Source organism: Marinicauda pacifica, assembly GCF_004793635.1.
Taxonomy (GTDB): domain Bacteria; phylum Pseudomonadota; class Alphaproteobacteria; order Caulobacterales; family Maricaulaceae; genus Marinicauda; species Marinicauda pacifica.
In genome coordinates this window covers 577140-600570 of sequence record NZ_SRXV01000003.1, presented here as the reverse complement: position 1 = coordinate 600570, position 23431 = coordinate 577140, and the positions used below count along the sequence as shown (strand labels likewise).

Sequence of the window (23431 nt, the reverse complement as noted above, 5' to 3'; positions counted from 1 at the left end):
GTGTCTAAGGTTGTTAGTGTTGGCGGCTCCGGGGTGTGACGTGGCGTGACACCCCGGGCAAATCGCTCCGCCTATTCAGCCGGCTCTGGTTCCACGAATTCTGGATAGGCCGGATGGCCCAGCTCGCTGAGATCGCCGCCAGCCGCTTCGCTGGCCCGGTCCAGGCGAATTCCAAGCAGCATCTTCAACACCAGCCACACGACAAAGCTGGTCGCGAAGACGAAAGCGCCGATGGCGACAACACCGACGAACTGTCCGAAATAGCTCGCGGAATCGTTCGTAAAGGGAACGACCATCGTGCCCCAGATTCCGGCGAAGAGGTGGACCGGTATCGCACCCACCACGTCGTCGAGCCGAATTTTCTCCATGAGGATGGTGCCGTAGGTGGCGATGGCCGCACCGACGGACCCGATGACGATCGCTTCGATCACGGTGGGTGTCAGCGGCTCAGCGGTAATCGACACCAGGCCGGCCAAGGCGCCGTTCAGTGTCATAACCAGATTGGCCTTGCCCCTATTGACCACCATGGACAGCAAGTACGCGACCACGACACCTGCGGCGGCGGCCATGTTCGTGTTCACGAATATCTGAGCCACTGCTGTCGCATCGGCTGCGCTTCCAAGGGCCAGCTGGGATGCACCATTGAAGCCGAACCAACCCATCCAGAGAATGAATACACCGAGCGTTGCCATGGGCAGGCTGGAGCCGTGCATCGGGACAGGTTTGCCGTCGACGAAGCGGCCTGTGCGCGCACCGAGCAGAATCACGCCCGCCAGCGCCGCCCAGCCTCCGGTGGAGTGAACGAGAGTGGAACCGGCGAAGTCAGAGAACCCGAACTGGGAATCGAGCCAGCCCGCTCCCCACTCCCAAGAGCCCTGGATCGGGTAGATCACGCCGGTCAGAACCACCACGAAAAGGAAGAAAGGGGCAATTCTGACACGTTCGGCAACCGCGCCGGAGACGATGGACGCCGCCGTTGCGACGAACACCATCTGGAAAAACCAGTCGGACGCGCTCGCATAACCGGTCGACAAATCGATCGATTCGTCTCCGGTCAGCTCGCTCGGCGACCAGGGTACCGGGACCCCGAAATAGCCTCCCGAGGCGTCGACATTGAGGTACATCAGATTGTACCCGATGAGGAAAAACATGAGGCCGGCGATCGAGTAGAGGCCAATGTTTTTAAGACAGATGACCGCGGCATGCTTGGATCGGACAAGTCCCGCTTCAAGCATTGCGAAGCCGGCAGCCATCCACATCACGAGGAATCCGCCGATCAGAAAGAGCAGCGTATTGAAAACGTAACTCACATCCGGCGCGATCGCGGCATGAGCCGGCGCTGCGCCGACGCCCAGAGCACTCAGCGAGATGAGGCCGGTTAAGACTGGCCGCTTCCGGACAGATTGAAAGAGGTCGCGATGTCTCATGAAACTCCCCCGAGATTCGATTGCGGTTGCGGCGCGTCGCCCATACAGGCGATGTGAGCGCGAACCGGATGACGCTGAAAATGGACGGGGAGGCCTGACGTCTGACGCCGGTATCGACGCGTCGCCGCGATGCTGTCTTGCAATCATGACCGTCTCCCGTTTGCGGTGCGACGGCCTTTGACGTGTATCTGGTCCCAGGGACTCTGAACGGTCCCGTCAGGCATCGGAGTAAACGGTTGCAGGAAAATTTGTGCGTCGCAACAAGTTTCTTACACTTTTGTAACTGCGAACCCGCCATATCCGAGAGCAGGCCGCGCCAATGGCGTAATTTAGGATAGGCAAAAAAAATGGCGGCTCGTGAGCCGCCAAAGGTTCCAGACACAGCCATTCGGCCGCGACTAGACGCTTCCATAGCGATCTAATTCTGCCAAGAAAAATCTATCGATTGGCATAGAGTTGTCTCGTTTGAAGGTCGTTACCAACAGAGGTGAAACTGTTCCGATTTTTTTGAGGCAATACTTTGTTATCTCGGCTTTTTGTCGACCCGACAGAGTTTTATTCCCCACACGGATCGTCCGTATCGCGACGAAAAATCGGGTCGGTTGCCGCCGCCTCGAAGGCGATTTCTTAAGATTTATGTTGCGTCGCAGCAACACAATCTGACGCCGAACTGGGGGGGGGCTGGCGCCGCATGAAGACGAGCTTACGACCCCGATATCCGGAGATTCCGTGTTCTAAGGCCGTCTCAGCATCACGTAAAAGGCTCCAGATCCGCCGTGCCGGGGGGCTGCGCTTGCGTACCCTGAGACGATGGAAGCGAACGCCGACTCGCCAAGCCAACCGGTGAAGGAGCGGCGCAGGACACCCGGTAATTTGCGCTCATCCGGAGTCCAGGCCTGGAAACGACGCGCATCCAGCGCGCGCTGACCAGCACCTTTACCGGTGATGACGAGCACTGTCCGGCAGCCCTCGTCGCGAGAACGGCGAAGGAAGGAAAGGAGCGACCTGCGGGCCGAGGCTTCGGTCATCCCGTGCAGGTCGATACGCGCTTCGACTTCGATACGACCCCGGCGGACACGCTTCTCATTTCCCCGTTCAGCAGGACGACGCGGCGCTTCATGAGGCGGACCCTGATCGATGAACTGTGCGAAAGCCTGGCGTGAAACGCCGGTAGGCGCGGGACGTTCGGCTGGACCTTGCACGGAATTGATTTCAGGCGGAGCAGTTCGACCCTCCAAGGGCCGTACCGTCCTCGTGACCGAGCGCCAGACAGACTCGTCATCAGGGTTCAAGCCGCGGCCTCGGTCGCGCCGGCTCATGAGGTGCGGGCAATCCGGGCAGCCAGTGCGTTTGGCAATAGCACGAACCAGCGCGCTTGAGCATTCTGACGCCCGGCCCGGAATCCGGCCTCATCGCCCCAACCCACAAACAGGTCACCGCGCAGCGGACCCTGAATGGCTCCGCCTGCGTCCTGTGCGACGACAAGCCCCGACCAATCAGGATCGCCGTAGACCGCTGCGTCGAGAAAGATGGGGACACCCCACGCGTGATAGGCAGGATCCACGGCAAGGCTTGCCATCGGCGTCAACGGCGCGCCTTGTGCGCCGGCCGGGCCAACCGAGCTGTCGCCAAGAGGCTGGAGTTGAAAGAAGACGTAGCGCGGGTTCTCGTTGAAAAGCTCGGTCCACGCCTGTGGGCCGCGCGCGTTGAGCCAGGCCTCGATATCATCCTTGGATGCATTATGAGGCGAGAGGGCCCCCCGATTGATCAATACCCGCCCGATCGAGACGTAGGGCAAGCCATTGTGGGCGGCGAAAGCCGCGCGGGCCTGGCTTCCGTCCGGATAGACAAGCCGTCCCGAGCCCTGGACCTGAAGAAAGAAGATATCGACCGGACGTCCCCACGCGAGCGGGACGCCAAGGTCATAGCGCTCGATCTCTTCGCGCGGGCGATAGGGCTCGAAAGTCTCGGCGCTGGCGCGCCCGACAATACGCTGACCTTCAAGCCCGGCAATGAACTGTCCCAGATCTCCGGTCAGAAGGTCTCCGGGACGCGCCCGGATCGCCATCGAAAACTCCTCGTCCGGCCGGCTTCGAACCTCGACCAGGGGTTCATAGTACGCTGTGAGCTGGCCGGTTCCCGAGAGGGCGAGCGGAGTAAAGGCCCGTTCGAAGAAGTTCCGGGCCGCCACGGCAGTAGTAGCACTTTGGTGAAGGCGCACGGCTTCAGCGCAAACGCCGCGCCAATCCCCGGCAGCCCCAGCATAAGTAACGCGCTCGCTCATCGGAGCGTGGTCGGGCCGGGCCGCGATTCGCTGGCAGCTTTGTACCAGCGCAGACAATGCTCCGCGCGGGTCAGTCCCCGACCACCCGGGCAGGGCGCCGAATGTGGTCGCAGTAGAGCGGGCAGGGGCGACCGGCGTAGCGACACCAACCGCAGGCAAGTGCCGTGGGCCTGTATCCTGACTGGCACACCCAGCCGCGACCAGACAGAAAAGAAGCGCGAGAAGGAGGCTAGACGGGTTTGACCCCCGCAAGCTTCCAGTTCGGATCGGAAGAGGTGACATCGCGCTCAAAACTCCAGACCTCGCTGACTGTTTTCAGACGAGACAAGTCGCCTGAAAGACGTTCACCCTCGGCATCGCGCGTTTCGGTCGCAAGCTCGGCGGCGAAGGCCACCTTTATTCTGGCCCGGTTATCGTTAAGAGAGGCTTCATCAATCCGGGCTTCGCGCAGACGTTCGAATTCGGTGATCTGGGTCTGGCCCTTTTCTTCCCGCTCGGAAATCGCGCGGTCATAGGCGTCGTAGACTCGCGGACCGAGAAGCGTCGACAGTGTTTCGCGATCGCCTTTGGCATAGGCTTCGACCACCATGCGATACGCTTGGCGCGCGCCCTGGATGAAGGTTTCCGGGTCGAAGCTCTGATCGGCCTCGGCAATATCAGTGAGCCCAGGACCCGCCGGTCCGGCGTAATGAGCGGCAATCGCCTCAGGAGCCGCCGACTGACCGGCCGGCTGTGATACCGGTGCGGGTTCGGATGGGGATTTTGACTGCTTGGCCTCGCGTGCGTGCTCTTCCGGCGTTCGTCCGGTGGACTTGCCGAGTGTCATGTAAAGCCGCACTCCCAGAAAGACGGCCAGGGCGGCAAAGAACAGGATCTGTAGAATTTGCATGACGGGTCCGAACGGCCTGAGGTCGATTGGGATACTGACCGATATATAGGGTGTCGCGGCGCTCGCGTCAGCCTTTCTCCTGCGCCGCCTCGCCTTGCCGTTGCGAGCGGCCCATGCTACGCGCCGCTGCCTGTTCTGTCGTGCAGGCCAAGCCTGCTGCGCCTGTGCGCCACTTATCCAGGAAGAGACTTCAATGACCGACGCTCCCGCAACCCCCGAGCCGAACAGCAACGCCCAAGTGCCCCAGCTGCGTGTGATGGGCCAGTATGTGAAGGACCTGTCCTTCGAAAACCCGGGTGCGCCGGGCACATTGCGCGGCGGCGGCGGCCAGCCTCAGATCGACATGGGGATCGATGTCCGCGCCCGCGCACTCGAAGACGGGGCCTATGAAGTCGAGCTGCACCTGACCGCGAATGCCAAACGCGAGCAGGACACGGTCTTCATCGCGGAGCTGATCTATGGCGGCCTGTTCCAGCTCAGCAATCTGGACGACCGCGCGCGCGATCCCTTCCTGATGATCGAATGCCCGCGAATCCTGTTCCCGTTCGCCCGCCGCATCCTCTCGGACGCGACCCGCGACGGCGGCTTCCCGCCGCTCATGCTCGAACCGGTCGATTTTGCCGGCCTGTACCGTCAGCAGCTGGCTCGTCAGCAGCAACAGCAGGGGTCCAGCGAAGGCGGTACCGCCTAGGCGGACCACCGGCTCCTACTACTACGACTACCACCACTATCAGGCTGTATTGCCCGGGTGAGGGTAACAGAGATGAAACGGCCGGGCCTGAAAGGGCCCGGCCGTCTTGCTTTGAACTGTCCTGGCAGGCTTGCCGGCGCTATTTCGCGCCGCTGCCCCCCGGAGAACAAGCGCTAAACGAGACCGAGGGTTTTCCACAGCGTCCTGTCGCCGCCAATCGTCTCCAGGAAGGCCTCGTGCGCGGCGCGCTCTTCCTCGCTGACCCGTGCCGGGAGCGGTTCGGGACGCGGCGGGCGGGCCGGGAAGACGACGGTGTGGCCGGGACCCGAATGATCGTCGAAGGACAGGCCCTGCTCGCGCCCGCCATTGAGTTCCAGATACACTTCGGCCAGCAGATAGGCGTCGATCAGCGCGCCGTGCTTGATGCGGCTGCCAAGCGAGATATCGAAGCGTTTACAAAGCGCATCCAGGCTTGCCGGGCTGCCGGGGAAGCGCTCGCGCGCCATCACGGCCGTGTCCTTGAACCGGTTGCCGGCAATCGGCGCCTTACCGCACCGCTCGAGCTCCATGTTGATGAAGCTCATGTCGAAGCGGGCATTGTGGGCGACCAGCGTCGCGTCACCGATAAAGTCCAGAAACTCCTGGGCAATTTCGCGAAATTTCGGCTTGTCGCGGAGCATTTCGACGGTGTGGCCGGTGATCTGGGTGACTTCCTTGGGGATGTCGCGTTCCGGATTGACCAGATGCTGAAGCTCCCGCCCGGTCGGGATCAGATCGACCACTTCGACACAGCCGATTTCGGTGATCCGGTCGCCTTCCAGCGCATGGAAGCCGGTCGTCTCCGTATCGAAGATGATCTCTCTCATCGGGCCTGATCTTCCAGTTGCTTCAGTATGTTACGCACTTGCTTGCGCGCGTCTTCGATGCCGCGCGACGTGTCGACGACGAAATCGGCGCGCTTCCTCTTTTCACCGTCGGGGAGCTGGCGCGCAAGGATGGCGTCCAGCTTCTCGCCATTCATTCCAGCGCGGGCCAGAACCCGTTGACGTTGCACGTCTTCTGGCGCCGTGACCACGATGACCGCATCGACATGATCGTCCAGGCCGGTCTCGAAAAGGAGCGGCACGTCGAGCACGGCGAACCGGGCACCGCGCGCTTCGGATTGGGCGAAGAAATCCGCGCGTGCGGCCGCCACCAGCGGATGCACGAGCGCTTCCAACCGCTTGAATTCTGAAGGGTTTGCCCGCAGGGCCGCGCTCAGCGCGTCGCGGTCTATCTGCCCCTCGCGCACCACGCCGGGGAAGGCCTTCCCGACCGGCTCGACCGCGGCGCCGCCATGCGTGTAGAGGTCGGCCACCACCGCGTCGGCGTCGAAAACCGTCGCGCCTTCGTCGGCCAGAAGCATGGCCGTGGTCGATTTTCCCATCCCGATGGATCCGGTCAAGCCTATGATTTTCATGACCTTATCTCCAGAATCGACACGAGCAGGTCACGCACGGCGGCGGTGTCGGGAGGCGGGGCGCCGAAGAAGGCTTCGAAGCTTGGACGCGCCTGGCCGATGAGCATGGCGAGCCCGTCCACGCTGCGGCGGCCCGTTTGCCGGGCCTGGCGCAGTAACTGAGTCTCAAGCGGCACGTAGACCATGTCGAAGACCAGCGCGTTGCGGCTACTCGGCGACAGATCCAATGTCAGATTCGGTTGTCCGGCCATTCCCAGACTACTGGCGTTCACGATGAGCGCCGCACCGTCGAGCGCCCCGTTCGCCGAGTCCCAATTGCGGACCAGAACATCGATTTCGAAGTCTTCGGCGAGCTGCCGGGCGCGATCGGGAGTCCGGTTCACGATCCGGATGTCGTCATAGCCTTCGCGCCGCAACTGGTAGAGCGCGGCCCGGGCGGCACCGCCGGCGCCGAGGATAACGGCCGGACCCTCGGCGCGGTCCACGCCGCCCTGCCGGAGCGCGGCGGCGATCCCGATGACGTCGGTGTTATCCCCGTGCAGTCCGCCGTCATCCCTGCGGACCAGAAGGTTGACCGCGCCGACCGCGCGCGCAGCATCGCCGAGCGTGTCGGCAATCTCGAACGCGGCCCGCTTGTGCGGCAGGGTGATGTTGAGCCCGGTAATGCCGAGGGCGGGCAGGGCCCGGATCGCGGTCTCAAATTGTTCGGGCGCGATCTCGAAGGCGGTATAGCGCCCTGGCAGGCCGCTGGTCTCGAGCCAGGCTGCCATCATGGCCGGAGACAGCGAGTGGGCGACCGGATAGCCGGCGACACCGGCCAGAGGCAGAAGACCGGAAAGGCGCGAGGCGGCCAGCATCAGACCGGCGCCGCGTTCTGGTCGCGCAGCATGGACAACACTGGAAGCAGGGGCAGGCCGAGCACGGCGTAGTAATCGCCCTCGACCTCCTCGAAGAGCTGCGCGCCGAGCCCTTCGAACGCGTAGGCGCCGACCCCCTGGGTGAGAATGTCGCCGGCCTCGTCCAGATACCGGTCGAGGAAGGCGTCGGTGAAATCGCGCACCACCATGCGGCAGGCGCTCTTGTGGCGCCAGACGATCTCGCCGCCGCGGGCCGCGGCGATACCGCCCTTCAGCCAGTGCGTGCGCCCGCGCAGGGCGCGCAGCTTGGCTTCGGCCTCCTGAACCGAGCGCGCCTTGTCATGCAGTTCGCCGTCCAGATCGAGAACCTGATCGGCGCCCAGCACCAGACCGTCGCGCCTGGCCGAGACCGCCAGCGCCTTGGCTTCGGCCAGGGCGAGGGCGAGATCGCCGAGATCGCCGGAAAACCCCTCTTTCAGGGCGTCCTCATCGACGTGGGCGGGATCGACCTCGAAATCGAGGCCGGCATTGTTCAGGATGGCGCGGCGCGAGGCCGAGCCCGAAGCCAGGATGAAACTCATATCGTGTTGCGGTGCTCGGTAAGGAGGTTGATGACCTTGGCGGCGGTTTCCTCGATGGAGCGCCGTGTCACATCGATGCTGGGCCAGCCATGCTTGGCGAAGAGCCGCTTGGCGTAGACGATCTCGTCGCGCACGTTTTCCTCGTCCACATAATCGGTCGAGCGGTCTTCCCTCAGATTGAGCAATCGGTTGCGGCGGATCTGGACGATGCGTTCGGGCGAGGCGGTCAGCCCCACAATGAGCGGCTTCTTCAGGGTGAAGAGCTCCTCGGGCAGGGTCGCGCCCGGCACGAGGGGGATATTGGCGGTGCGGATGCCGCGGTGACCCAGATAGATGCTGGTCGGAGTTTTCGAGGTGCGGCTGATGCCCAGAAGAATGACCTCGGCGCCGGCCAGGTTGTCGCCCTGCCCGTCATCATGGGCCATGGAGAAATTCATCGCCTCGATGCGGGCATAGTATTCGGCGTCCAGCGCGCGTTGCGCCCCGGCCTTGCCCATGAGCGGCGCGCCCAGATAGCCCGACAGCGTGGCCTGGATCGGATCGAGCACGGCGATGGCCGGGATGCGCAGGTCCGCGCAGCGATCCTCGATGGCCCGGCGCATGTCCGAATTGACCATCGTGAACATGACGATACCGGGATAGTCGGCGACATGTTCGAGCGCGCGTTCGAGCTGGCGCGGCGAACGCACCAGCGCAAACAGATGCTCGATCGGTTCGGCGCGCTCGAACTGGGCGGCCGAGGCGCGCATCACGCCCATCAGGGTTTCCCCGGTGGAATCGGAGATCATGTGGACGTGGTAGAAGACACGCATATCGGAGGAGCGGGTGGTCATGAGGGTGAGGGGTCCATCCAAATCACTTGGGACAAGACCTAGCTTGCCTGGGAAGTTCTGTGAATAAGCAGGCGTGTTTTCCCGGGGACGCAGGACGGTTTTGCGGTCAAGCAGAAGTTCTGCGGTGCGTTCACCCGCGCTCTCCCCCGGCACGGCCGGAGCGGTGTTCACAACCGGCGCGCTGTGGACGATCGAGAGCCGGCCGGGCACCGGACTCCGGCTCGCGAACGCCCGGGTTACCGCGTTAATGCTTTATAAACTATGGTTAACGAGAGATTAACCACGGGTCCTGAAACTGTGCACTTCACATGTGGGTTTAAGTTTTCCCGGCCCGTGGAAAACGGGTATGACCGGCCCTTCAACCCGACTATCCACACTATCCCCGCCTCTACGACTCCTTCCTTCTATATATATAGAAATATAGAGGTATGACCGGGTAGCGCCGCCTGCGGTGGACAAGCCCGGTCTTTCAATCGCAGCCCCTCATCTGACCGGAGCATTTCATTGGCCGATCGAGACACAGCCCTTCTTGCGGTTCTTCGAGGCGAAACGCGCACCCCGCCGCCCATCTGGCTGATGCGCCAGGCCGGACGCTACCTGCCCGAGTATCGCGAGATCCGCGCCAGGCAGAGCGATTTCATCGCCTTCTGCCTGAACCCGGATGCCGCCAGTGAAGTGACCCTGCAGCCGATCCGCCGGTACGATTTCGATGCCTCCATCGTTTTCGCCGATATCCTGCTGATCCCGTGGGCCCTGGGCCAGAAGGTCTGGTTCGTGAAGGGCGAAGGCCCGAAGCTGGAACCGATGCGGCCGCAAGATGCCGGCATGCTGACCGTGGACGGGGTCGAGGAGCGCCTGGCCCCGGTCTGCCAGACGCTGCGCCTGGTGCGCGCGGGATTGCCCGATGCGTGCACGCTGATCGGGTTTGCCGGAGCCCCCTGGACGGTCGCGACCTACATGATCGAGGGCGGGGGATCGAAGGATCGCTGGAAAGCGCGCACCGCCGCCTGGGAAGACCCCGCCGCCTTCGACCGTTTCATGAACGTCCTGGCCGATGCCACGGCGCGCTATCTGATCGCGCAGGCGCGGGCCGGGGCAGAAGTGCTGAAGATTTTCGAATCCTGGGCCGAGGGTCTGCCGGCGCCGCTGTTCGAGCGCGTGGTGATCGCGCCGACGCGCCGCATTGTCGACCAGGTGCGTGGCGCCGGAATCACGGCGCCGATCATGGGCTTTCCCAAGGGCGCGGGCCCGCTGGTGCCGCGCTATGCGGCGGAGACGGGGATCGACGCGATCGCGCTCGATCACGGGCTGGACACCGACTGGGCGGTGAAGGCCCTGCCCCGGGACATGCCGGTGCAGGGACAACTCGATCCCGCGGTGCTGAAGGCCGGCGGCGATGCGCTGGACCGCGAGGTGGATCGTCTCCTCGCCGCGTGGGCGGGGCGGCCCTATGTGTTCAATCTCGGTCACGGGATCAATCCGGACGTGCCGCCCGATCATGTGACCCGCCTCGTCAACCGGGTGCGGGGCCTGTAGGCAGGCGCGCCGGATCGCAGCGAAGAAGGACAAAGGGCCATGAGCCGTCGTATTGCCGTCGTCTTGTTCAATCTGGGCGGGCCGGACGGGCCGGAGAGCGTGCGGCCCTTCCTGCGCAACCTGTTCAACGATCCGGCCATCATCTACGCGCCCTGGCCGGTGCGCCCGCTGATCGCCGAGCTAATCTCGCGTACGCGCGGCCCCAAGGCGAAGCTGGAATACGCCAAGATGGGCGGCGGCTCGCCGATCATCCCCGAAACAGAGCGCCAGGCCGATGCGCTGACGGCCGCGCTGAAGGCGGCCAGCCCGGACGACGAGTTCGCCTGCTTCCTGGCGATGCGCTACTGGCATCCCTTCACCGAGGAAGCGGTGAGAGAGGTCAAGGCCTGGGGCGCGGACGAGGTGATCCTTCTGCCGCTCTATCCGCAGTTTTCCACCACGACGACCGGATCTTCGCTGAAAGCCTGGCGCGATGCCGGTGGGGGCGAGGCGCGCACGGTGTGCTGCTATCCCCTCCAGCCCGATTTCGTCAAAGCCCATGCCGATGCGATCCGCACGGCCTGGGAGGAGGCTGGCCGGCCGCAGAATGTGCGCGTGCTCCATTCCGCCCATGGCCTGCCCGAAGTGACCATTGCGCGCGGTGATCCCTATCGCTGGCAGGTCGAACAGACGGTGGCCGCGGTAACCGCCAGCCTGCCCGAGATTGCCGATCACATCACCTGCTTCCAGTCCAAGGTCGGCCCGCTGGAATGGATCAAGCCGTCCACCGAGGAGGTCGTGGAAGAGAGCGCGAAGGAGGGCAGGCATATCATCCTGTCGCCCATCGCCTTCGTCTCCGAACACATCGAGACGCTGGTCGAGCTGGACGAGGAATACCGCCTCGTGGCCGAAGAGCATGGCGCTGCCGGATATACACGCGTGCCTGCGCTTGGCGCTGCGGACGGCTTCATCGAGGCGCTGAAATCATTGACATTGGACGCGCTGGACGGTCCGGTGGGACTGAAGCCGCCGAACGGACGCGCGATCTGCCCGGCCGAGTTCGGGCGCTGCCCGTGCCGCGAGGCCGGACTGGCCGGCAACTAGACACACACGCCTTGCAGGACGCGACATGATCGATTTTCTGGCCGCCCATTATCTCTGGCTGAAAGCGTTTCACATCATCGCGGTCATCTTCTGGATGGCCGGGATGCTCTATCTGCCGCGCCTGTTCGTGTATCATCACACGGCCGAGGCGGGCGGAGAGCTGGAAGGCTCGCTCCTGATCCAGGAGCGCAATCTTTTGAAGATCATCGTCAATCCGGCCATGATTGCGGTGTGGACGCTGGCCGTACTGATGCTGATCGCCAATCCGGGCCTGTTCAGCGCGGGCTGGTTCCACATCAAGTTGCTGCTGGTCGTCGTGCTGTCGGGCATTCACGGCTATTATGCCGGGGCGCAGAAGAAATTTGCCAGGGGCGAGCGTCCGCGCACCGAGCGATTCTGGCGCATCCTGAACGAGGGGCCTGCCCTGATGGTGGTCGCCATCGTCCTCTTGGCCATCCTGAAACCTTTCGCCTGAGCAGGCGCCAGCGCGCTTGACGGCGAAGACGGCTTGTGTCAGCAGTTATCCGAGATGTCCGCATTCGCGGACAGCCCTCCAAAAATCCTGGTGTTCGCCTGCCATAGAGCGCGCCGGGACCCCTCAAGACACGTCCATAGCTGTCCGACTCATAACCAGAACACGGGCAGTCTCGCGAGCAAGTGAGTTTTGAAGCGGCGCGCCAGCCCTCCTTGCGAAGGACGGCGGCGGGCCTGTCCGGCCCTGTTCACCCTGACCTTAAAAAACGAATTTTCCCCATGACCGACATACACGACGACGATTACGACGACGATGACGACGATTTCGATCAGGACGACGAGTCCGATGCTCCGGTGCGAAAGCGCAATCCGATCAATGTCGAACGGATGAGCCTTCAGGAGCTGAAGGAAAAATCGCCGGCCGAGCTGCTTCAGCTGGCCGAGCGCCTGGAACTTGAAAACGCCTCGTCGCTGCGCAAGCAGGGCATGATGTTCGCCATCCTCAAGGCGCTGGCCGAAGAGGGCGCCGAGATTTACGGCGGCGGCACGCTGGAAGTGCTGCAGGACGGGTTCGGCTTCCTGCGCAGCCCGGAATCCAACTATCTGGCCGGTCCCGACGATATCTACGTCTCCCCGACCCAGATCCGCCGGCTGGGCCTGCGCACCGGCGACACGGTCGAGGGCGAGATCCGCTCCCCGCGCGACGGCGAGCGCTATTTCGCTCTGCTCAAAGTGGCGTCGGTCAATTTCGAAGAGCCGGAAAACGTCCGCCACAAGGTCCATTTCGACAATCTGACGCCGCTTTATCCCGACGAGCGCTTCAACATGGAGCTGCCCGATCCCACCGTGAAGGATCGCTCGGGCCGCATCATCGACATCGTCGCCCCGCTCGGCAAAGGCCAGCGCGGGCTGATCGTCGCGCCGCCGCGGACCGGCAAGACGGTGCTGCTGCAGAACGTTGCCAGCGCGATCGAGACCAACCACCCCGAATGCTTCCTGATGGTGCTGCTGATCGACGAGCGCCCGGAGGAAGTCACCGACATGCAGCGCACGGTGAAGGGCGAGGTCATCGCCTCGACCTTCGACGAGCCGGCGACGCGTCACGTGCAGGTTGCCGAGATGGTGATCGAGAAGGCCAAGCGCCTGGTGGAACACAAGCGCGACGTGGTCATCCTGCTGGACTCCATCACCCGCCTCGGGCGTGCCTACAACACCGTGGTGCCCAGCTCCGGCAAGGTGCTGACCGGGGGTGTCGACGCCAACGCCCTGCAGCGTCCCAAGCGCTTCTTCGGCGCGGCGCGCAATATCGAGGAGGGCGGCTCGCTGACCATCATCGCCACCGCGCTGATCGATACCGGCAGCCGCATGGACGAGGTGATCTTCGAGGAATTCAAGGGCACGGGTAACAGCGAGATCGTGCTGGACCGCAAGGTCGCCGACAAGCGCGTCTTCCCCGCCATCGACATCCTCAAGTCGGGCACAAGGAAAGAAGAGCTGCTGGTCGACAAGAAAGAGCTTCAGAAGACCTATGTGCTGCGCCGTATCCTCAACCCGATGGGGGCGCAGGACGCGGTCGAGTTCCTGCTCGGCAAGCTGAAAGAGACGAAGACCAATTCCGAATTCTTCGACAGCATGAATACCTGAGCAAGTTCAATATCTTGTGACGATTGAAAGCCGGTGCGCTCCCTGCGTGCCGGCTTTTTCTTTGCAAGGTGGCTTGCTATGCAGGGTATGACCGTGCATAACAGGGTCAATGGTTATGCAGGGACGTGCCCATGATCGAGGCGTGGAAATCTCAATTGCGAAAAGGCGCCGCCGAGCTGGCGGTCCTGGCGGTCCTCGACAAGGGGGACGCGTTCGGCGTGGCCATACTGGACACGATCGAGAGCGGGGACGGGGTGGGGGTGTCGGAAGGCGCGCTCTACCCGCTTTTAAAGCGTCTGGAGACCGGCGGGCGGATCCAGTCCTACTGGTCGGAGCCTGACGGGGCTGCCGCCCCGCGCAAATACTACCGCCTCACGGGCGAGGGCCAGGATGCACTGCGTGCCATGCGCGATGCCTGGACAAGCTTTCGCCAACGCATGGATGAAATTGTGGGAGCCTCACATGACGCATGACATCGATCTTTACCTGCGCCGGCTTCGTGCCGCACTGAGGTCCCTGCCCGAGGCCGAGCGCGAGGAAATCCTCGCCGAGACCCGCTCCCATCTGCGCGAGCGCGAGGAGGCGGACGGTCAGGCGGGCGTGGAGGCGGCGCTGCGCGCCTTCGGACCGGCCGAAGCCTATGCCGGCGCCTTCGTGGACGAATACCGCCTGCGGGCCGCGAGCGCGGGGGGCGGACCGCTGGAACTCGCCGGAGTCCTGCTCGGGCAGGCGACGCGGCGCGTGACCGCCTGCTTCGGCTTCGTGCTGGCGGCGGTGGCCTATCTGTTCGCCGGGGCGTTCGTGCTGATTGCCGCCGTGGAAGTCATCCGGCCCGATCTCGCCGGGATGTGGATCGGCCCGGACGTGTTCGTGCTGGGCGTCATCAATCCTGCCTCGCGCGGACCGGACACGGCCGAGCTTCTCGGCCCCGCGCTCATCCCGCTCATGCTGGTGGCCGCGCCGCTGGCTCTGGCGCTGGGCTATGCGATCTCGCAGGCCACGGTGCGGCATCTGCTGCGAAAGCACTGACGGTGACCCTCGAGAGCCGGCGGGGCGGGGCGGTGCTTTCGGTTTGGGGTGCGCCCGACGATCTCGCCCCCTCCGTCCCTTCGGGACACCTCCCCCGTGTACGGGGGAGGACATCGCAAAGGGCAGTGAGTATTCGCCAGAGGGCAGACATGGGTGTGCTCCCCTGCTTGCGGGGGAGCTGTCCGCGAAGCGGACTGAGGGGGCGGACGCCAAGCTGGATGTCCCCCTCCGTCTGACCCTTCGCGCCAGACACCTCCCCCGTGAACGGGGGAGGACATCGGAGTGTGATGGCCCTTTCCCTCTTCGGCGAACGCGATAGGCTGGCGCCGATTGCAAGAAGGATTGCCCGCCATGCCGACACCAGACTTCACGCTCTACCATGCTCCGATGACGCGCTCGGTGCGCGTGCGCTGGGCGCTCGAGGAGATGGGCCTGCCCTACACGCTGGAATCGGTGGCGTTCACGCGCGGCGATGTGGGCGGCGACGAATTCCGCCAGGTCAATCCGCTGCAGAAAATCCCGGCCTTCAAGGATGGCGACACGGTCATCCTGGAATCGCTGGCCATCGTGCAATACCTGATCACCAAGTACGGCCCGACCCCGCTGGCGGTGACGCCGGACGAGCCGGACTACGCGGCCTATCTCGAATGGCTGCATTTCGGCGAGGCGACGATGTCGATGGCCACCAATCTGGTGCTGGCCCATACGACGCTGCTGCCGGAAGCGCACCGCAATCCGGGCCTGGCCAAATGGGCCAAGGCGGAAGTGAACAAGCATCTCAACATGATCGCCGAACGCGGCCTGAAGGGCGGCAAGAGCTTCCTGGCCGCAGACCGGCTCACCGCGGCAGACCTGTCGGTGGCCTACATGCTCTACCTTCTGAAGATCGTGAAGCAGTTCGACGGGGCGCCGGACAGCGTGGCGGCGTATTTCGACCGCATCCGGGAGCGCCCGGCCTGGAAAGCCGCCAGCACCGACTAGGATCAGCCCCGATCATGACACGGCCGCCCCGGAAAGTGTCCGCGGGCGGCCGTGTCATGTTTCACGTGAAACGTCTCAGCGCGCGGCCTGGCAGCTGGCCAGGACGCCGCGGGCGGTCTGTGCGGCGCGCAAGGCCCGGGCGGCGGCCTCGACATCGTTGACGGAAATGACCTCCGCACCGTTGTCGGACATTTCGAGATAATCGGCCGTGCCGGCTGCCTCGGCGCGGAAGTCGCCAAAGCTGGTCTCGATGCCCTGACCGGCGAGCCATGCGTCGAATTCCGGCTCACCGCTGCCGAGGCCGAGCCAGGCGACGATGCGGGTCAGGTCGACATCGTTTTCGCGCAGCCGGTCAAAATCGGCCTGGCTGAACAATCCGGCCGAGACCATCAGCTCGGGCGCGCGCCGGTGCGCCGCGATGGCGTCATCGAGCGAGTAGGTGATGAGGACGGCGCGATCGATGGCGCCGCCCTCTTCCAGTCCGGAGATGGCCTGGTCCAGCGTGATGTCTTTGAGATCGACCTGGGCGATTCCGATCCCGTCGAGCGCGGCGAGGGCCTGGGCAAAGGTGGGCGGGGCCTCGTCCAGCGCTTGGCCGGTCTCATCGACGAGGCGCAGCGCCTGGAATTCCTCCAGCGTCATCGCATCGACCCGCCCGGTCCCGGTGGTCGTGCGGTCCACCGTGTCGTCGTGCATCAGCACCAGGACGCCGTCCTGGGTCCGCGCGACGTCCATTTCCAGAAACACCGCACCGTCCTCGATCGAACGCTCGAAGGTCGAGATCGCGTTTTCGGCATAGCCCGGACGCGGCCCGCCGCGATGGGCCTGAACCAAAGTCGCTCCGCTCTCGCGCGTGCAATCGAGCCAGGAACCCAGGGACACGCCGTCCAGCCAGCGGGTTTCGATGGCCGACTGGTCGGTCTCGGCGCGTGCGGCCTCGTAGCTCTCCCCGCGTGGCCCGCAAGCGGCAAGGGTCAGCGCCCCGAGGAGGGGCAGCGGGGCGGCCGCGATCAAGCGCAGCAGGGAGGAAGACGTCATGATGGGTGGGCCTTTGCGACAGGTTAGCCGAGATGATCCTGGAAAAACTTGCGCGTTCTCGTATTCGCGAGACCGGCAGCTTCCGCGTCATAATGCTCTCCGCCCTCGCGTGCAAAGGCATGATCGACGCCCTCATACCGGAAAAGCGTCGTATGCGGATTATCTTCCAGCCCGTCGATCATCGCCTTCTGCTGGTCCTTGTCCACGAAACGGTCTTCCGCGGCGATGTGCAGGGTGAGGGGGCGCTCGATCTTCGAGGCTTCGTCGAGATATTTGTCGACATTGACGCCGTAATAGCCGACGGTCGCGTCGCTGTCGGTGCGGCAGGCGGTGAGATAGGCGAGCAGGCCACCGAGGCAGTAGCCGACGGCCCCGACCTTGCCGGTGCCCGTCCGGCGGGCGTAATCGATGGTCTGCGCGATGTCGTCCACGCCTTTGTCTATGTCAAAATTATTCATATATTCAAAGGCTTGATTCCATTCTTCCTCGGTCTTGTCAGTCAGTTCGACGCCAGGCTTCATACGCCAGAACAGGTCAGGGCAGATCGCCGTGTAGCCCTGCTCCGCAAAGTCGTCGCATAGATCGCGCATGACCTGGTTGATGCCGAAAATCTCCTGAATCACGACCAGGCCGGGCCCGGCGCCGTTCTGATAGGCCTCGAAGCTGCCATCGGGCGTGGTAATGGTGACGGTCTGACCAGCCATGCGGGACTCTCCTGTGATCGGTTGCGGACTGACGAAGGGGAAGGCCATGCCTCCCCTGGGCACAACACATGACCGGTCCGTTTGTGCCATGTGCCATTCGATTGTATCCGGTTCGAGGCCGGATCCAGGAGAGTATAGACGATGAGTGACACCATCTTTGCGCTCGCCTCCGCACCCGGCCGCGCCGGGGTCGCGGTGCTGCGGGTGAGCGGCCCGCAGGCCGGCGCCGTTCTGGATGGTCTGATATCCGGCACCCGGCCTGCGCCGCGCGCTGCGGCCCTGCGCGATTTGCGCGCGCCGGACGCGCCGACGCCGGATGCGACGATAATCGACCGCGGGCTGGTCCTGTGGTTTCCCGGACCGGCGAGCTTTACCGGCGAGGACTGCGCGGAGTTTCACGTGCATGGCGGACCGGCCGTGGTCTCGGCGATGAGCGAGGCGCTTCTGGCCGCCGGTGCGCGTCCGGCCGAGCCTGGCGAGTTCACCCGGCGGGCCTTCGAGAATGACAAGATGGATCTGACCGAGGCGGAGGGGCTTGCCGACCTGGTCGATGCCGAAACCGAAGGCCAGCGCGCCCAGGCCCTGTCGCAAATGACCGGCGCGCTGAAAAGCCTCTACGAGGACTGGCGCGAGCAGCTCATCACCATACTGGCCGCGATCGAGGGCGAGATCGATTTTCCCGATGAAGACGATGTTCCCGATGCGCTGTCGCACACCGGGGCCGCGCCGCTGGGCGCGCTGATCGAGGCGCTGCGCGATCACCTGGCCGATGAGCGTCGCGGGGAGCGGGTGCGCGAGGGCTTCACCATCGCCCTGATCGGCGAGCCCAATGCCGGCAAGTCCTCGATCCTGAATGCGCTGGCGCGGCGTGAGGCCGCGATCGTGACCGACATTCCCGGGACGACCCGGGACGTGGTCGAGGTGCGCCAGGTCCGGTCCGGCTTCCCGGTCATCCTGGCCGACACGGCCGGGCTGCGCGAGGCCGCCGATGCGGTGGAGGCCGAAGGTGTGCGCCGGGCCCTGGCGCGTGCCGAAGATGCCGATCTGCGTATCGCGGTGATCGATGTTTCACGTGAAACAGCCGAACAATGGCGGGCCTTGCAGCCGAGACTCCGGGCCGGCGATCTCATTGCCCTGAACAAGGCGGATCTGGAGCCGGGCGATGCCAGCGCCGGTCTGAGCGATGCCGATGCGGCGCGGATGGTTCGGGTTTCGGCGAAGACCAGCGCGGGCCTCGACGCCCTGGAAGGTCTGATCGACGAGATCGTGTTCGAGCGTCTCGGGTCGCGGGAAACCCCGGCGCTGTCGCGGGCGCGCCATCGCCGGGCGGTGGGCGAAGCCCTGGAAGCGCTGGAGCGGGCGCGGGCTCAACTCGGCGTGCATCCAGAGCTCGCGGGGGCCGATCTGCATCTGGCGGTAAGAGCGCTGGAGAGCCTGACGGGGCGGGTTGATGTCGAAGATGTGCTGGACCGGGTGTTCAGTCAGTTCTGCATCGGGAAATAGGCGCGGTCGGGCGAAATGTTTCACGTGAAACATGAAGGCGGTCAGCGCGACATCTCGACTTTTCCACCGTCTTCGCTTATCTGACAGGCAACGGAATGCGCGCCGCGGGCGCGCCCTGGGCCGTCGACGGATTTTTCCCATGACTCTCGATGCTACCGCCTCAGCCCGGCGCTGGGACGTCATCATTATCGGTGGAGGCCATGCCGGCTGCGAAGCCGCATCGGCCTCCGCACGCGCCGGCGCGGCGACGCTGCTGCTGACGCACCGGTTTTCCACGATTGGCGAGATGAGCTGCAACCCGGCCATTGGCGGTCTGGGCAAGGGCCATCTGGTCCGCGAGATCGATGCGCTGGACGGGGTGATGGGCCGGATCGCGGATGCGTCCGGCATCCAGTTCCGGCTGCTGAACCGGTCCAAGGGACCTGCTGTGCGCGGCCCGCGCACGCAGTCGGACCGCAAGCTCTATCGCGAGGCGATGCAGGCGGAAATGGTCGCCACGCCCAATCTCTCCATCTGCGAAGCGGCGGTCGAGGATCTGATCGTCGAGGGGGATCGGTGCACCGGGGCAGTCGACGCGCAGGGCCGGGCGTTCCGGGCAGGGGCAGTGGTGCTGACGACCGGGACCTTCCTGAAAGGCATGATCCATCGCGGTGACGAGCGCATCCCGGCGGGCCGCGATGGCGAGGCGCCGGCCAACGGGCTGGGCGACCGGCTGTACGGGCTGGGTCTGGATATGGGCCGGTTGAAAACGGGCACGCCCGCAAGGCTGGACTCGGCGTCCATCGACTGGGCGTCGTTGGAGATGCAGGCGGCGGACGAAGAGCCGGTGCCGTTCTCCTTCCTGACCGGGACGATCACCGTGCCGCAGATTGCCTGCGGTATTACCCGGACGACCGAGGCGACGCACAAGATCATTGCCGACAATCTGGGCCAGTCGGCGGTGTATGGCGGGCATGTCTCCGGCAAGGGGCCGCGCTATTGCCCGTCCATCGAGGACAAGGTGGTGCGCTTTGCCGACCGGACGAGCCATCAGGTTTTCCTGGAGCCCGAGGGGCTGGATGACGACACGGTCTATCCCAACGGGATCTCGACCTCCCTGCCGGCGGACGTGCAGGACGCCTTCCTGAAGACGCTGCCCGGTCTGGAGCGGGCAAAGGTCAAGCGCTACGGCTATGCCATCGAGTATGACTATGTCGATCCGCGAGAATTGAACGCCGCGCTGGAAGTGCGCCGCCTGCCGGGGCTCTACCTGGCTGGGCAGATCAACGGAACGACCGGTTATGAGGAAGCGGCGGCGCAAGGCCTGATGGCCGGCCTCAATGCGGCGCGGGCGGCGGGCGAGTCCGCGCCTTTCATCCTGGACCGCTCCGAGGCCTATATCGGTGTGCTGATCGACGATCTGACGACGCGGGGGGTGAGCGAGCCCTACCGCATGTTCACCTCGCGGGCCGAATACCGGCTGACGCTGCGTGCCGACAATGCCGATCAACGCCTGACCGACCGGGCCATCGAGCTGGGGATTGCGAGTGTTTCACGTGAAACATCCTGGCGCGAGAAGCAGACGGCCCTGGCGGCGGCACGGGCGCGCGCGACCGAACTGACCCTGACGCCGAACGAGGCGGCCAAGGCCGGCCTGACGGTGAACCAGGATGGCCGGCGCCGGAATATCTTCGAGCTTCTGTCCCACCCGAGCGTCGGCTGGGCCGAGATAACGCGGATTTGGCCGGAGCTGGACGCCTTGCCCAAGGCCGTGGCCGAGCAGATCCAGATCGACTCGGTCTACCATGGATATCTCGACCGGCAGGAGGCCGACATCCTGGCTTTCCGCCGAGATGAGGGAGTCCGGATTCCGGGCGATTTCGATTATGGCGAGGTGGGCGGCTTGTCCAACGAGGTCCGCGAGAAGCTGAAATCGGCCGCTCCGGCGACGCTGGGCCAGGCCGGCCGGGTGGAAGGCGTGACGCCCGGGGCGCTGACCGCGCTGCTGGCTCACCTGAAACGTGCCTCACGGCAGAAAGTATCCTGACGATGCTGGACGAAGGACTGGACGCAGACGGCTTTCGCGAACGCACCGGTGTTTCACGTGAAACACTGGCGCGCTACGAGACCTGGCGGTCCATGCTGGAAGAGCGCAACGCGGTGATGAATCTGGTAGGGCGCTCGACCCTGCCCGATTTCTGGCACCGCCATGCGCTCGATAGCTGGCAAATCCAGACCCATGCGCCCGAGGCCGATCACTGGCTGGACCTCGGTGCCGGCGCGGGCTTTCCGGGCTTCGCCATTGCATTTGCCCTGATGGAACGCGGTGGCGAGGGCAGCGTCACGCTGGTGGAATCGGTACAGAAGAAAGCGAGCTTCCTGCGCGATGTCGCCGACGCGACGAAGGCGCCGGCCATCGTCAAGCCGGTGCGCGCGGAAAGCCTGGACCCGCATTCGCGCTACCAAGTGGTAACCGCGCGTGCGCTTACATCGCTGACGCGCCTTATCGAGTATGCGAAACCCTTTGTGGATAACGGCGCGATTTGTCTGTTCCCCAAGGGCGCGCGCTACGGTGAGGAATTGACCGAGGCCCGTAAAAGCTGGACCTTCAATCTGGACGTCATACCCAGCCTGACGTCGCCTGACGCCGCAATTCTGCGCATCGAGGATGTGACCCGTGTCTGATCTTAAAAACGGCCCGCCCAAAGTGATTGCCATCGCCAACCAGAAGGGCGGTGTGGGCAAGACGACCACGGCGATCAACCTGGCCACGGCGCTGGCCGCGATCGGCAAGCAGGTGGTGGTCCTCGATCTCGACCCGCAGGGCAACGCCTCGACCGGTCTGGGCGTCGGCCGCGCCGCGCGCCGGGCGACCTCCTATGACGTGCTGGTCTCCGAACGCGCGATGGAAGATGCGCTGATCGATACCGCGGTGCCGGGCCTGTCCATCATCCCGTCCGACGCCGACCTGTCCGGGGCGGAGCTGGAATTGTCGAATGCGCCACGCCGGTCCTACCGGCTGCGCCATGCGATCGACCGCTTCCGCCGGGCACTCAGCGCGCGTCAGGCGCAGTGCGACTACGTGCTGATCGATTGCCCGCCCTCGCTCAACCTGTTGACTGTCAACGCGATGACCGCCGCGGATTCGGTGCTGGTGCCGCTGCAGTGCGAGTTCTTCGCGCTGGAGGGTCTGTCCCAGCTCATGCGCACGATCGAGCTGGTGCGCGCCAATCTGAACAAGGACCTGCAGATCCAGGGCGTAGTGCTGACCATGTATGACAAGCGCAACAATCTGTCCGGCCAGGTGGCCGCCGATGTGCGCGAGCATTTCGGCGACAAGGTCTATGACACGATGATCCCGCGCAATGTGCGCGTCTCCGAAGCGCCGTCCTTCGGCAAGCCGGTCCTCCTCTACGACATGGCGTGCACCGGTGCGCAGGCCTATATCAGCCTGGCCAAGGAAGTCGTGCGCCAGGAGCGCAGCACGCCTGAGGCTGTCAGCGCATGAGTGGCGAGAAGGAAGCGCGCACCCGCGGTCTCGGCCGTGGGCTCTCGGCTCTGTTCGACGAGGGTGACGAGGCCGATGCGGCCCGCGGTCACGAGTCCGGCTCGGGCGGTGGCGGCACGGGCGTACGCAGCCTGCCGGTCGAGCTGATCGAACCGAATGCCAGCCAGCCGCGCAAGAGCTTCAGCGAAGCCGAGCTGTCCGAACTCGCCGAATCCATTGCCGACAAGGGCGTGCTTCAACCGCTCCTGGTCCGGCCGATGCCCGGTAGTGCCGAGCGCTACCAGATCGTGGCCGGGGAACGCCGCTGGCGGGCGGCGCAGCGTGCGCGCCTGCATGAAGTGCCGGTCATCGTGCGCGAGTTCACCGACCGCGAAACGCTTGAAATCGCCATTGTCGAGAACGTCCAGCGGGCCGATCTTAATGTAGTGGAGGAAGCGCGGGCCTTCCGCCAGCTGATCGACACATTCGGTCATACCCAGGACGAGGTGGCGCGCGCGGTCGGAAAGTCGCGTGTGCACATCGCCAACACGATGCGGCTGCTCTCGCTGCCCGACAGCGTGTTGACCCATCTTGAGGCCGGCGAGCTGAGTGCGGGTCATGCCCGGGCCGTCGCGGCGTCGCCGGATCCCGAAGCGCTCGCCCGGCGCGTCATTGCCGAGGGCCTGTCGGTGCGCGCGACCGAAGCGGCAGCACGCACCGCCGGGGCATCGACCCGGCCGGGCTCCGGTCCGAAAACGGGGGGAGCGCCCGCAGAGAAAGATCCCGATACGCGCGCGCTGGAAACCGATCTCTCCCAGCGCCTGGGCCTGGCGGTCGATCTGCGTCACCAGGGCGATGCCGGAGAGCTGCGCATTCGCTACTCGACGCTGGAACAGCTCGACGAGCTCTGCCGGCGACTGAGCCAGCTCTCAAAGTCGTAATCGGCGAAAAT

Annotated in this window: 24 protein-coding genes; 13 read left to right on the top strand and 11 right to left on the bottom strand. The window is 64.6% G+C overall.

What is annotated here, in order from left to right:
- Positions 1 to 71: 71 nt before the first annotated feature.
- The 4 genes from E5162_RS12770 to E5162_RS12755 form a co-directional block, all read right to left on the bottom strand.
- A complete protein-coding gene (locus E5162_RS12770) occupies positions 72 to 1427 on the bottom strand; it encodes an ammonium transporter family protein (RefSeq protein WP_135945634.1) in 1356 nt (451 codons plus the stop codon).
- A gap of 734 nt (positions 1428 to 2161) precedes the next feature.
- Entirely contained in the window at positions 2162 to 2746 is a 585-nt protein-coding gene (locus E5162_RS15215; RefSeq protein WP_135945633.1) for a Smr/MutS family protein, read from the bottom strand.
- The gene (locus E5162_RS12760; protein ID WP_325063726.1) at positions 2743 to 3618 is read right to left on the bottom strand and encodes an MltA domain-containing protein; all 876 of its coding nucleotides are present in this window, start codon (positions 3616 to 3618) and stop codon (positions 2743 to 2745) included. The genes E5162_RS15215 and E5162_RS12760 overlap by 4 nt, the downstream gene beginning before the upstream one ends.
- Before the next feature lie 322 nt (positions 3619 to 3940).
- Positions 3941 to 4600, bottom strand: a complete 660-nt coding sequence (locus E5162_RS12755) for a Tim44/TimA family putative adaptor protein (RefSeq protein ID WP_135945631.1) — start codon at positions 4598 to 4600, stop codon at positions 3941 to 3943.
- A gap of 193 nt (positions 4601 to 4793) precedes the next feature.
- Between E5162_RS12755 and secB the strand changes: the two genes are divergently transcribed.
- Positions 4794 to 5291 carry a protein-export chaperone SecB gene (secB, locus tag E5162_RS12750; protein ID WP_135945630.1) on the top strand — a complete coding sequence of 166 codons (498 nt, stop codon included), beginning with the start codon at positions 4794 to 4796 and terminating at the stop codon, positions 5289 to 5291.
- 173 nt (positions 5292 to 5464) lie between these two features.
- On the opposite strand, the gene dnaQ is transcribed toward secB, so the two are convergent.
- The 5 genes from dnaQ to E5162_RS12725 are packed head-to-tail and all read right to left on the bottom strand — an operon-like array spanning position 5465 to position 9021.
- Positions 5465 to 6157 (bottom strand): DNA polymerase III subunit epsilon, encoded by a 693-nt coding sequence (dnaQ, locus tag E5162_RS12745; protein ID WP_135945629.1) that lies wholly within the window; start codon positions 6155 to 6157, stop codon positions 5465 to 5467.
- Complete coding sequence (coaE, locus tag E5162_RS12740; protein ID WP_135945628.1) at positions 6154 to 6750, bottom strand: dephospho-CoA kinase; 597 nt, start codon at positions 6748 to 6750, stop codon at positions 6154 to 6156. The genes dnaQ and coaE overlap by 4 nt, the downstream gene beginning before the upstream one ends.
- Positions 6747 to 7607 carry a shikimate dehydrogenase gene (locus E5162_RS12735; protein ID WP_135945627.1) on the bottom strand — a complete coding sequence of 287 codons (861 nt, stop codon included), beginning with the start codon at positions 7605 to 7607 and terminating at the stop codon, positions 6747 to 6749. Before E5162_RS12735 ends, coaE begins: the two co-directional genes overlap by 4 nt.
- A complete protein-coding gene (locus tag E5162_RS12730) occupies positions 7607 to 8188 on the bottom strand; it encodes a Maf family protein (RefSeq protein ID WP_135945626.1) in 582 nt (193 codons plus the stop codon). The genes E5162_RS12735 and E5162_RS12730 overlap by 1 nt, the downstream gene beginning before the upstream one ends.
- Positions 8185 to 9021, bottom strand: a complete 837-nt coding sequence (locus E5162_RS12725; protein ID WP_135945625.1) for a pyruvate, water dikinase regulatory protein — start codon at positions 9019 to 9021, stop codon at positions 8185 to 8187. Before E5162_RS12725 ends, E5162_RS12730 begins: the two co-directional genes overlap by 4 nt.
- Positions 9022 to 9525: 504 nt before the next feature.
- Between E5162_RS12725 and hemE the strand changes: the two genes are divergently transcribed.
- The 7 genes from hemE (at position 9526) to E5162_RS12690 (ending at position 15768) form a co-directional block, all read left to right on the top strand.
- Positions 9526 to 10557, top strand: coding sequence for a uroporphyrinogen decarboxylase (gene hemE, locus E5162_RS12720; RefSeq protein ID WP_135945624.1), 1032 nt, complete (start codon positions 9526 to 9528; stop codon positions 10555 to 10557).
- A 39-nt stretch (positions 10558 to 10596) separates the two neighbouring features.
- Positions 10597 to 11640 (top strand): ferrochelatase, encoded by a 1044-nt coding sequence (gene hemH / locus E5162_RS12715; protein WP_135945623.1) that lies wholly within the window; start codon positions 10597 to 10599, stop codon positions 11638 to 11640.
- A gap of 25 nt (positions 11641 to 11665) precedes the next feature.
- The gene (hemJ, locus tag E5162_RS12710) at positions 11666 to 12115 is read left to right on the top strand and encodes a protoporphyrinogen oxidase HemJ (RefSeq protein ID WP_135945622.1); all 450 of its coding nucleotides are present in this window, start codon (positions 11666 to 11668) and stop codon (positions 12113 to 12115) included.
- Between the two features lie 386 nt (positions 12116 to 12501).
- Positions 12502 to 13758: a transcription termination factor Rho gene (rho, locus tag E5162_RS12705; RefSeq protein ID WP_135945717.1), complete on the top strand. Its 1257-nt coding sequence runs from the start codon at positions 12502 to 12504 to the stop codon at positions 13756 to 13758.
- A 131-nt stretch (positions 13759 to 13889) separates the two neighbouring features.
- Entirely contained in the window at positions 13890 to 14231 is a 342-nt protein-coding gene (locus E5162_RS12700) for a PadR family transcriptional regulator (RefSeq protein ID WP_135945621.1), read from the top strand.
- Complete coding sequence (locus E5162_RS12695; protein WP_135945620.1) at positions 14221 to 14787, top strand: HAAS signaling domain-containing protein; 567 nt, start codon at positions 14221 to 14223, stop codon at positions 14785 to 14787. The genes E5162_RS12700 and E5162_RS12695 overlap by 11 nt, the downstream gene beginning before the upstream one ends.
- A 351-nt stretch (positions 14788 to 15138) precedes the next feature.
- Positions 15139 to 15768, top strand: coding sequence for a glutathione S-transferase family protein (locus tag E5162_RS12690; protein ID WP_135945619.1), 630 nt, complete (start codon positions 15139 to 15141; stop codon positions 15766 to 15768).
- 75 nt (positions 15769 to 15843) lie between these two features.
- On the opposite strand, the gene E5162_RS12685 is transcribed toward E5162_RS12690, so the two are convergent.
- Complete coding sequence (locus E5162_RS12685) at positions 15844 to 16806, bottom strand: glycerophosphodiester phosphodiesterase family protein (RefSeq protein ID WP_135945618.1); 963 nt, start codon at positions 16804 to 16806, stop codon at positions 15844 to 15846.
- Positions 16807 to 16829: 23 nt separating this feature from the next.
- Positions 16830 to 17510 carry a dienelactone hydrolase family protein gene (locus E5162_RS12680; protein WP_135945617.1) on the bottom strand — a complete coding sequence of 227 codons (681 nt, stop codon included), beginning with the start codon at positions 17508 to 17510 and terminating at the stop codon, positions 16830 to 16832.
- 141 nt (positions 17511 to 17651) lie between these two features.
- Here E5162_RS12680 and mnmE point away from each other — a divergent pair, with 141 nt between their 5' ends.
- The 5 genes from mnmE (at position 17652) to E5162_RS12655 (ending at position 23420) form a co-directional block, all read left to right on the top strand.
- Positions 17652 to 19013: a tRNA uridine-5-carboxymethylaminomethyl(34) synthesis GTPase MnmE gene (gene mnmE, locus E5162_RS12675; RefSeq protein ID WP_135945616.1), complete on the top strand. Its 1362-nt coding sequence runs from the start codon at positions 17652 to 17654 to the stop codon at positions 19011 to 19013.
- Between the two features lie 139 nt (positions 19014 to 19152).
- Complete coding sequence (mnmG, locus tag E5162_RS12670) at positions 19153 to 21039, top strand: tRNA uridine-5-carboxymethylaminomethyl(34) synthesis enzyme MnmG (RefSeq protein ID WP_135945615.1); 1887 nt, start codon at positions 19153 to 19155, stop codon at positions 21037 to 21039.
- A 2-nt stretch (positions 21040 to 21041) separates the two neighbouring features.
- Positions 21042 to 21677 carry a 16S rRNA (guanine(527)-N(7))-methyltransferase RsmG gene (rsmG, locus tag E5162_RS12665; RefSeq protein ID WP_135945614.1) on the top strand — a complete coding sequence of 212 codons (636 nt, stop codon included), beginning with the start codon at positions 21042 to 21044 and terminating at the stop codon, positions 21675 to 21677.
- The gene (locus tag E5162_RS12660) at positions 21670 to 22500 is read left to right on the top strand and encodes a ParA family protein (protein ID WP_135945613.1); all 831 of its coding nucleotides are present in this window, start codon (positions 21670 to 21672) and stop codon (positions 22498 to 22500) included. Before rsmG ends, E5162_RS12660 begins: the two co-directional genes overlap by 8 nt.
- Positions 22497 to 23420, top strand: coding sequence for a ParB/RepB/Spo0J family partition protein (locus tag E5162_RS12655; protein ID WP_135945612.1), 924 nt, complete (start codon positions 22497 to 22499; stop codon positions 23418 to 23420). Before E5162_RS12660 ends, E5162_RS12655 begins: the two co-directional genes overlap by 4 nt.
- Positions 23421 to 23431: the final 11 nt, after the last annotated feature.

Bases quoted from the DNA above. Each gene is read 5' to 3' on its own strand.
- E5162_RS12770 (WP_135945634.1), bottom strand. From the start codon at position 1,427: ATGAGACATCGCGACCTCTTTCAATCTGTCCGGAAGCGGCCAGTCTTA.
- E5162_RS15215 (WP_135945633.1), bottom strand. From the start codon at position 2,746: ATGAGCCGGCGCGACCGAGGCCGCGGCTTGAACCCTGATGACGAGTCT.
- E5162_RS12755 (WP_135945631.1), bottom strand. From the start codon at position 4,600: ATGCAAATTCTACAGATCCTGTTCTTTGCCGCCCTGGCCGTCTTTCTG.
- secB (WP_135945630.1), top strand. From the start codon at position 4,794: ATGACCGACGCTCCCGCAACCCCCGAGCCGAACAGCAACGCCCAAGTG.
- dnaQ (WP_135945629.1), bottom strand. From the start codon at position 6,157: ATGAGAGAGATCATCTTCGATACGGAGACGACCGGCTTCCATGCGCTG.
- coaE (WP_135945628.1), bottom strand. From the start codon at position 6,750: ATGAAAATCATAGGCTTGACCGGATCCATCGGGATGGGAAAATCGACC.
- E5162_RS12735 (WP_135945627.1), bottom strand. From the start codon at position 7,607: ATGCTGGCCGCCTCGCGCCTTTCCGGTCTTCTGCCTCTGGCCGGTGTC.
- E5162_RS12730 (WP_135945626.1), bottom strand. From the start codon at position 8,188: ATGAGTTTCATCCTGGCTTCGGGCTCGGCCTCGCGCCGCGCCATCCTG.
- E5162_RS12725 (WP_135945625.1), bottom strand. From the start codon at position 9,021: ATGACCACCCGCTCCTCCGATATGCGTGTCTTCTACCACGTCCACATG.
- hemH (WP_135945623.1), top strand. From the start codon at position 10,597: ATGAGCCGTCGTATTGCCGTCGTCTTGTTCAATCTGGGCGGGCCGGAC.
- hemJ (WP_135945622.1), top strand. From the start codon at position 11,666: ATGATCGATTTTCTGGCCGCCCATTATCTCTGGCTGAAAGCGTTTCAC.
- rho (WP_135945717.1), top strand. From the start codon at position 12,502: ATGAGCCTTCAGGAGCTGAAGGAAAAATCGCCGGCCGAGCTGCTTCAG.
- E5162_RS12700 (WP_135945621.1), top strand. From the start codon at position 13,890: ATGATCGAGGCGTGGAAATCTCAATTGCGAAAAGGCGCCGCCGAGCTG.
- E5162_RS12695 (WP_135945620.1), top strand. From the start codon at position 14,221: ATGACGCATGACATCGATCTTTACCTGCGCCGGCTTCGTGCCGCACTG.
- E5162_RS12690 (WP_135945619.1), top strand. From the start codon at position 15,139: ATGCCGACACCAGACTTCACGCTCTACCATGCTCCGATGACGCGCTCG.
- E5162_RS12685 (WP_135945618.1), bottom strand. From the start codon at position 16,806: ATGACGTCTTCCTCCCTGCTGCGCTTGATCGCGGCCGCCCCGCTGCCC.
- E5162_RS12680 (WP_135945617.1), bottom strand. From the start codon at position 17,510: ATGGCTGGTCAGACCGTCACCATTACCACGCCCGATGGCAGCTTCGAG.
- mnmE (WP_135945616.1), top strand. From the start codon at position 17,652: ATGAGTGACACCATCTTTGCGCTCGCCTCCGCACCCGGCCGCGCCGGG.
- mnmG (WP_135945615.1), top strand. From the start codon at position 19,153: ATGACTCTCGATGCTACCGCCTCAGCCCGGCGCTGGGACGTCATCATT.
- rsmG (WP_135945614.1), top strand. From the start codon at position 21,042: ATGCTGGACGAAGGACTGGACGCAGACGGCTTTCGCGAACGCACCGGT.
- E5162_RS12655 (WP_135945612.1), top strand. From the start codon at position 22,497: ATGAGTGGCGAGAAGGAAGCGCGCACCCGCGGTCTCGGCCGTGGGCTC.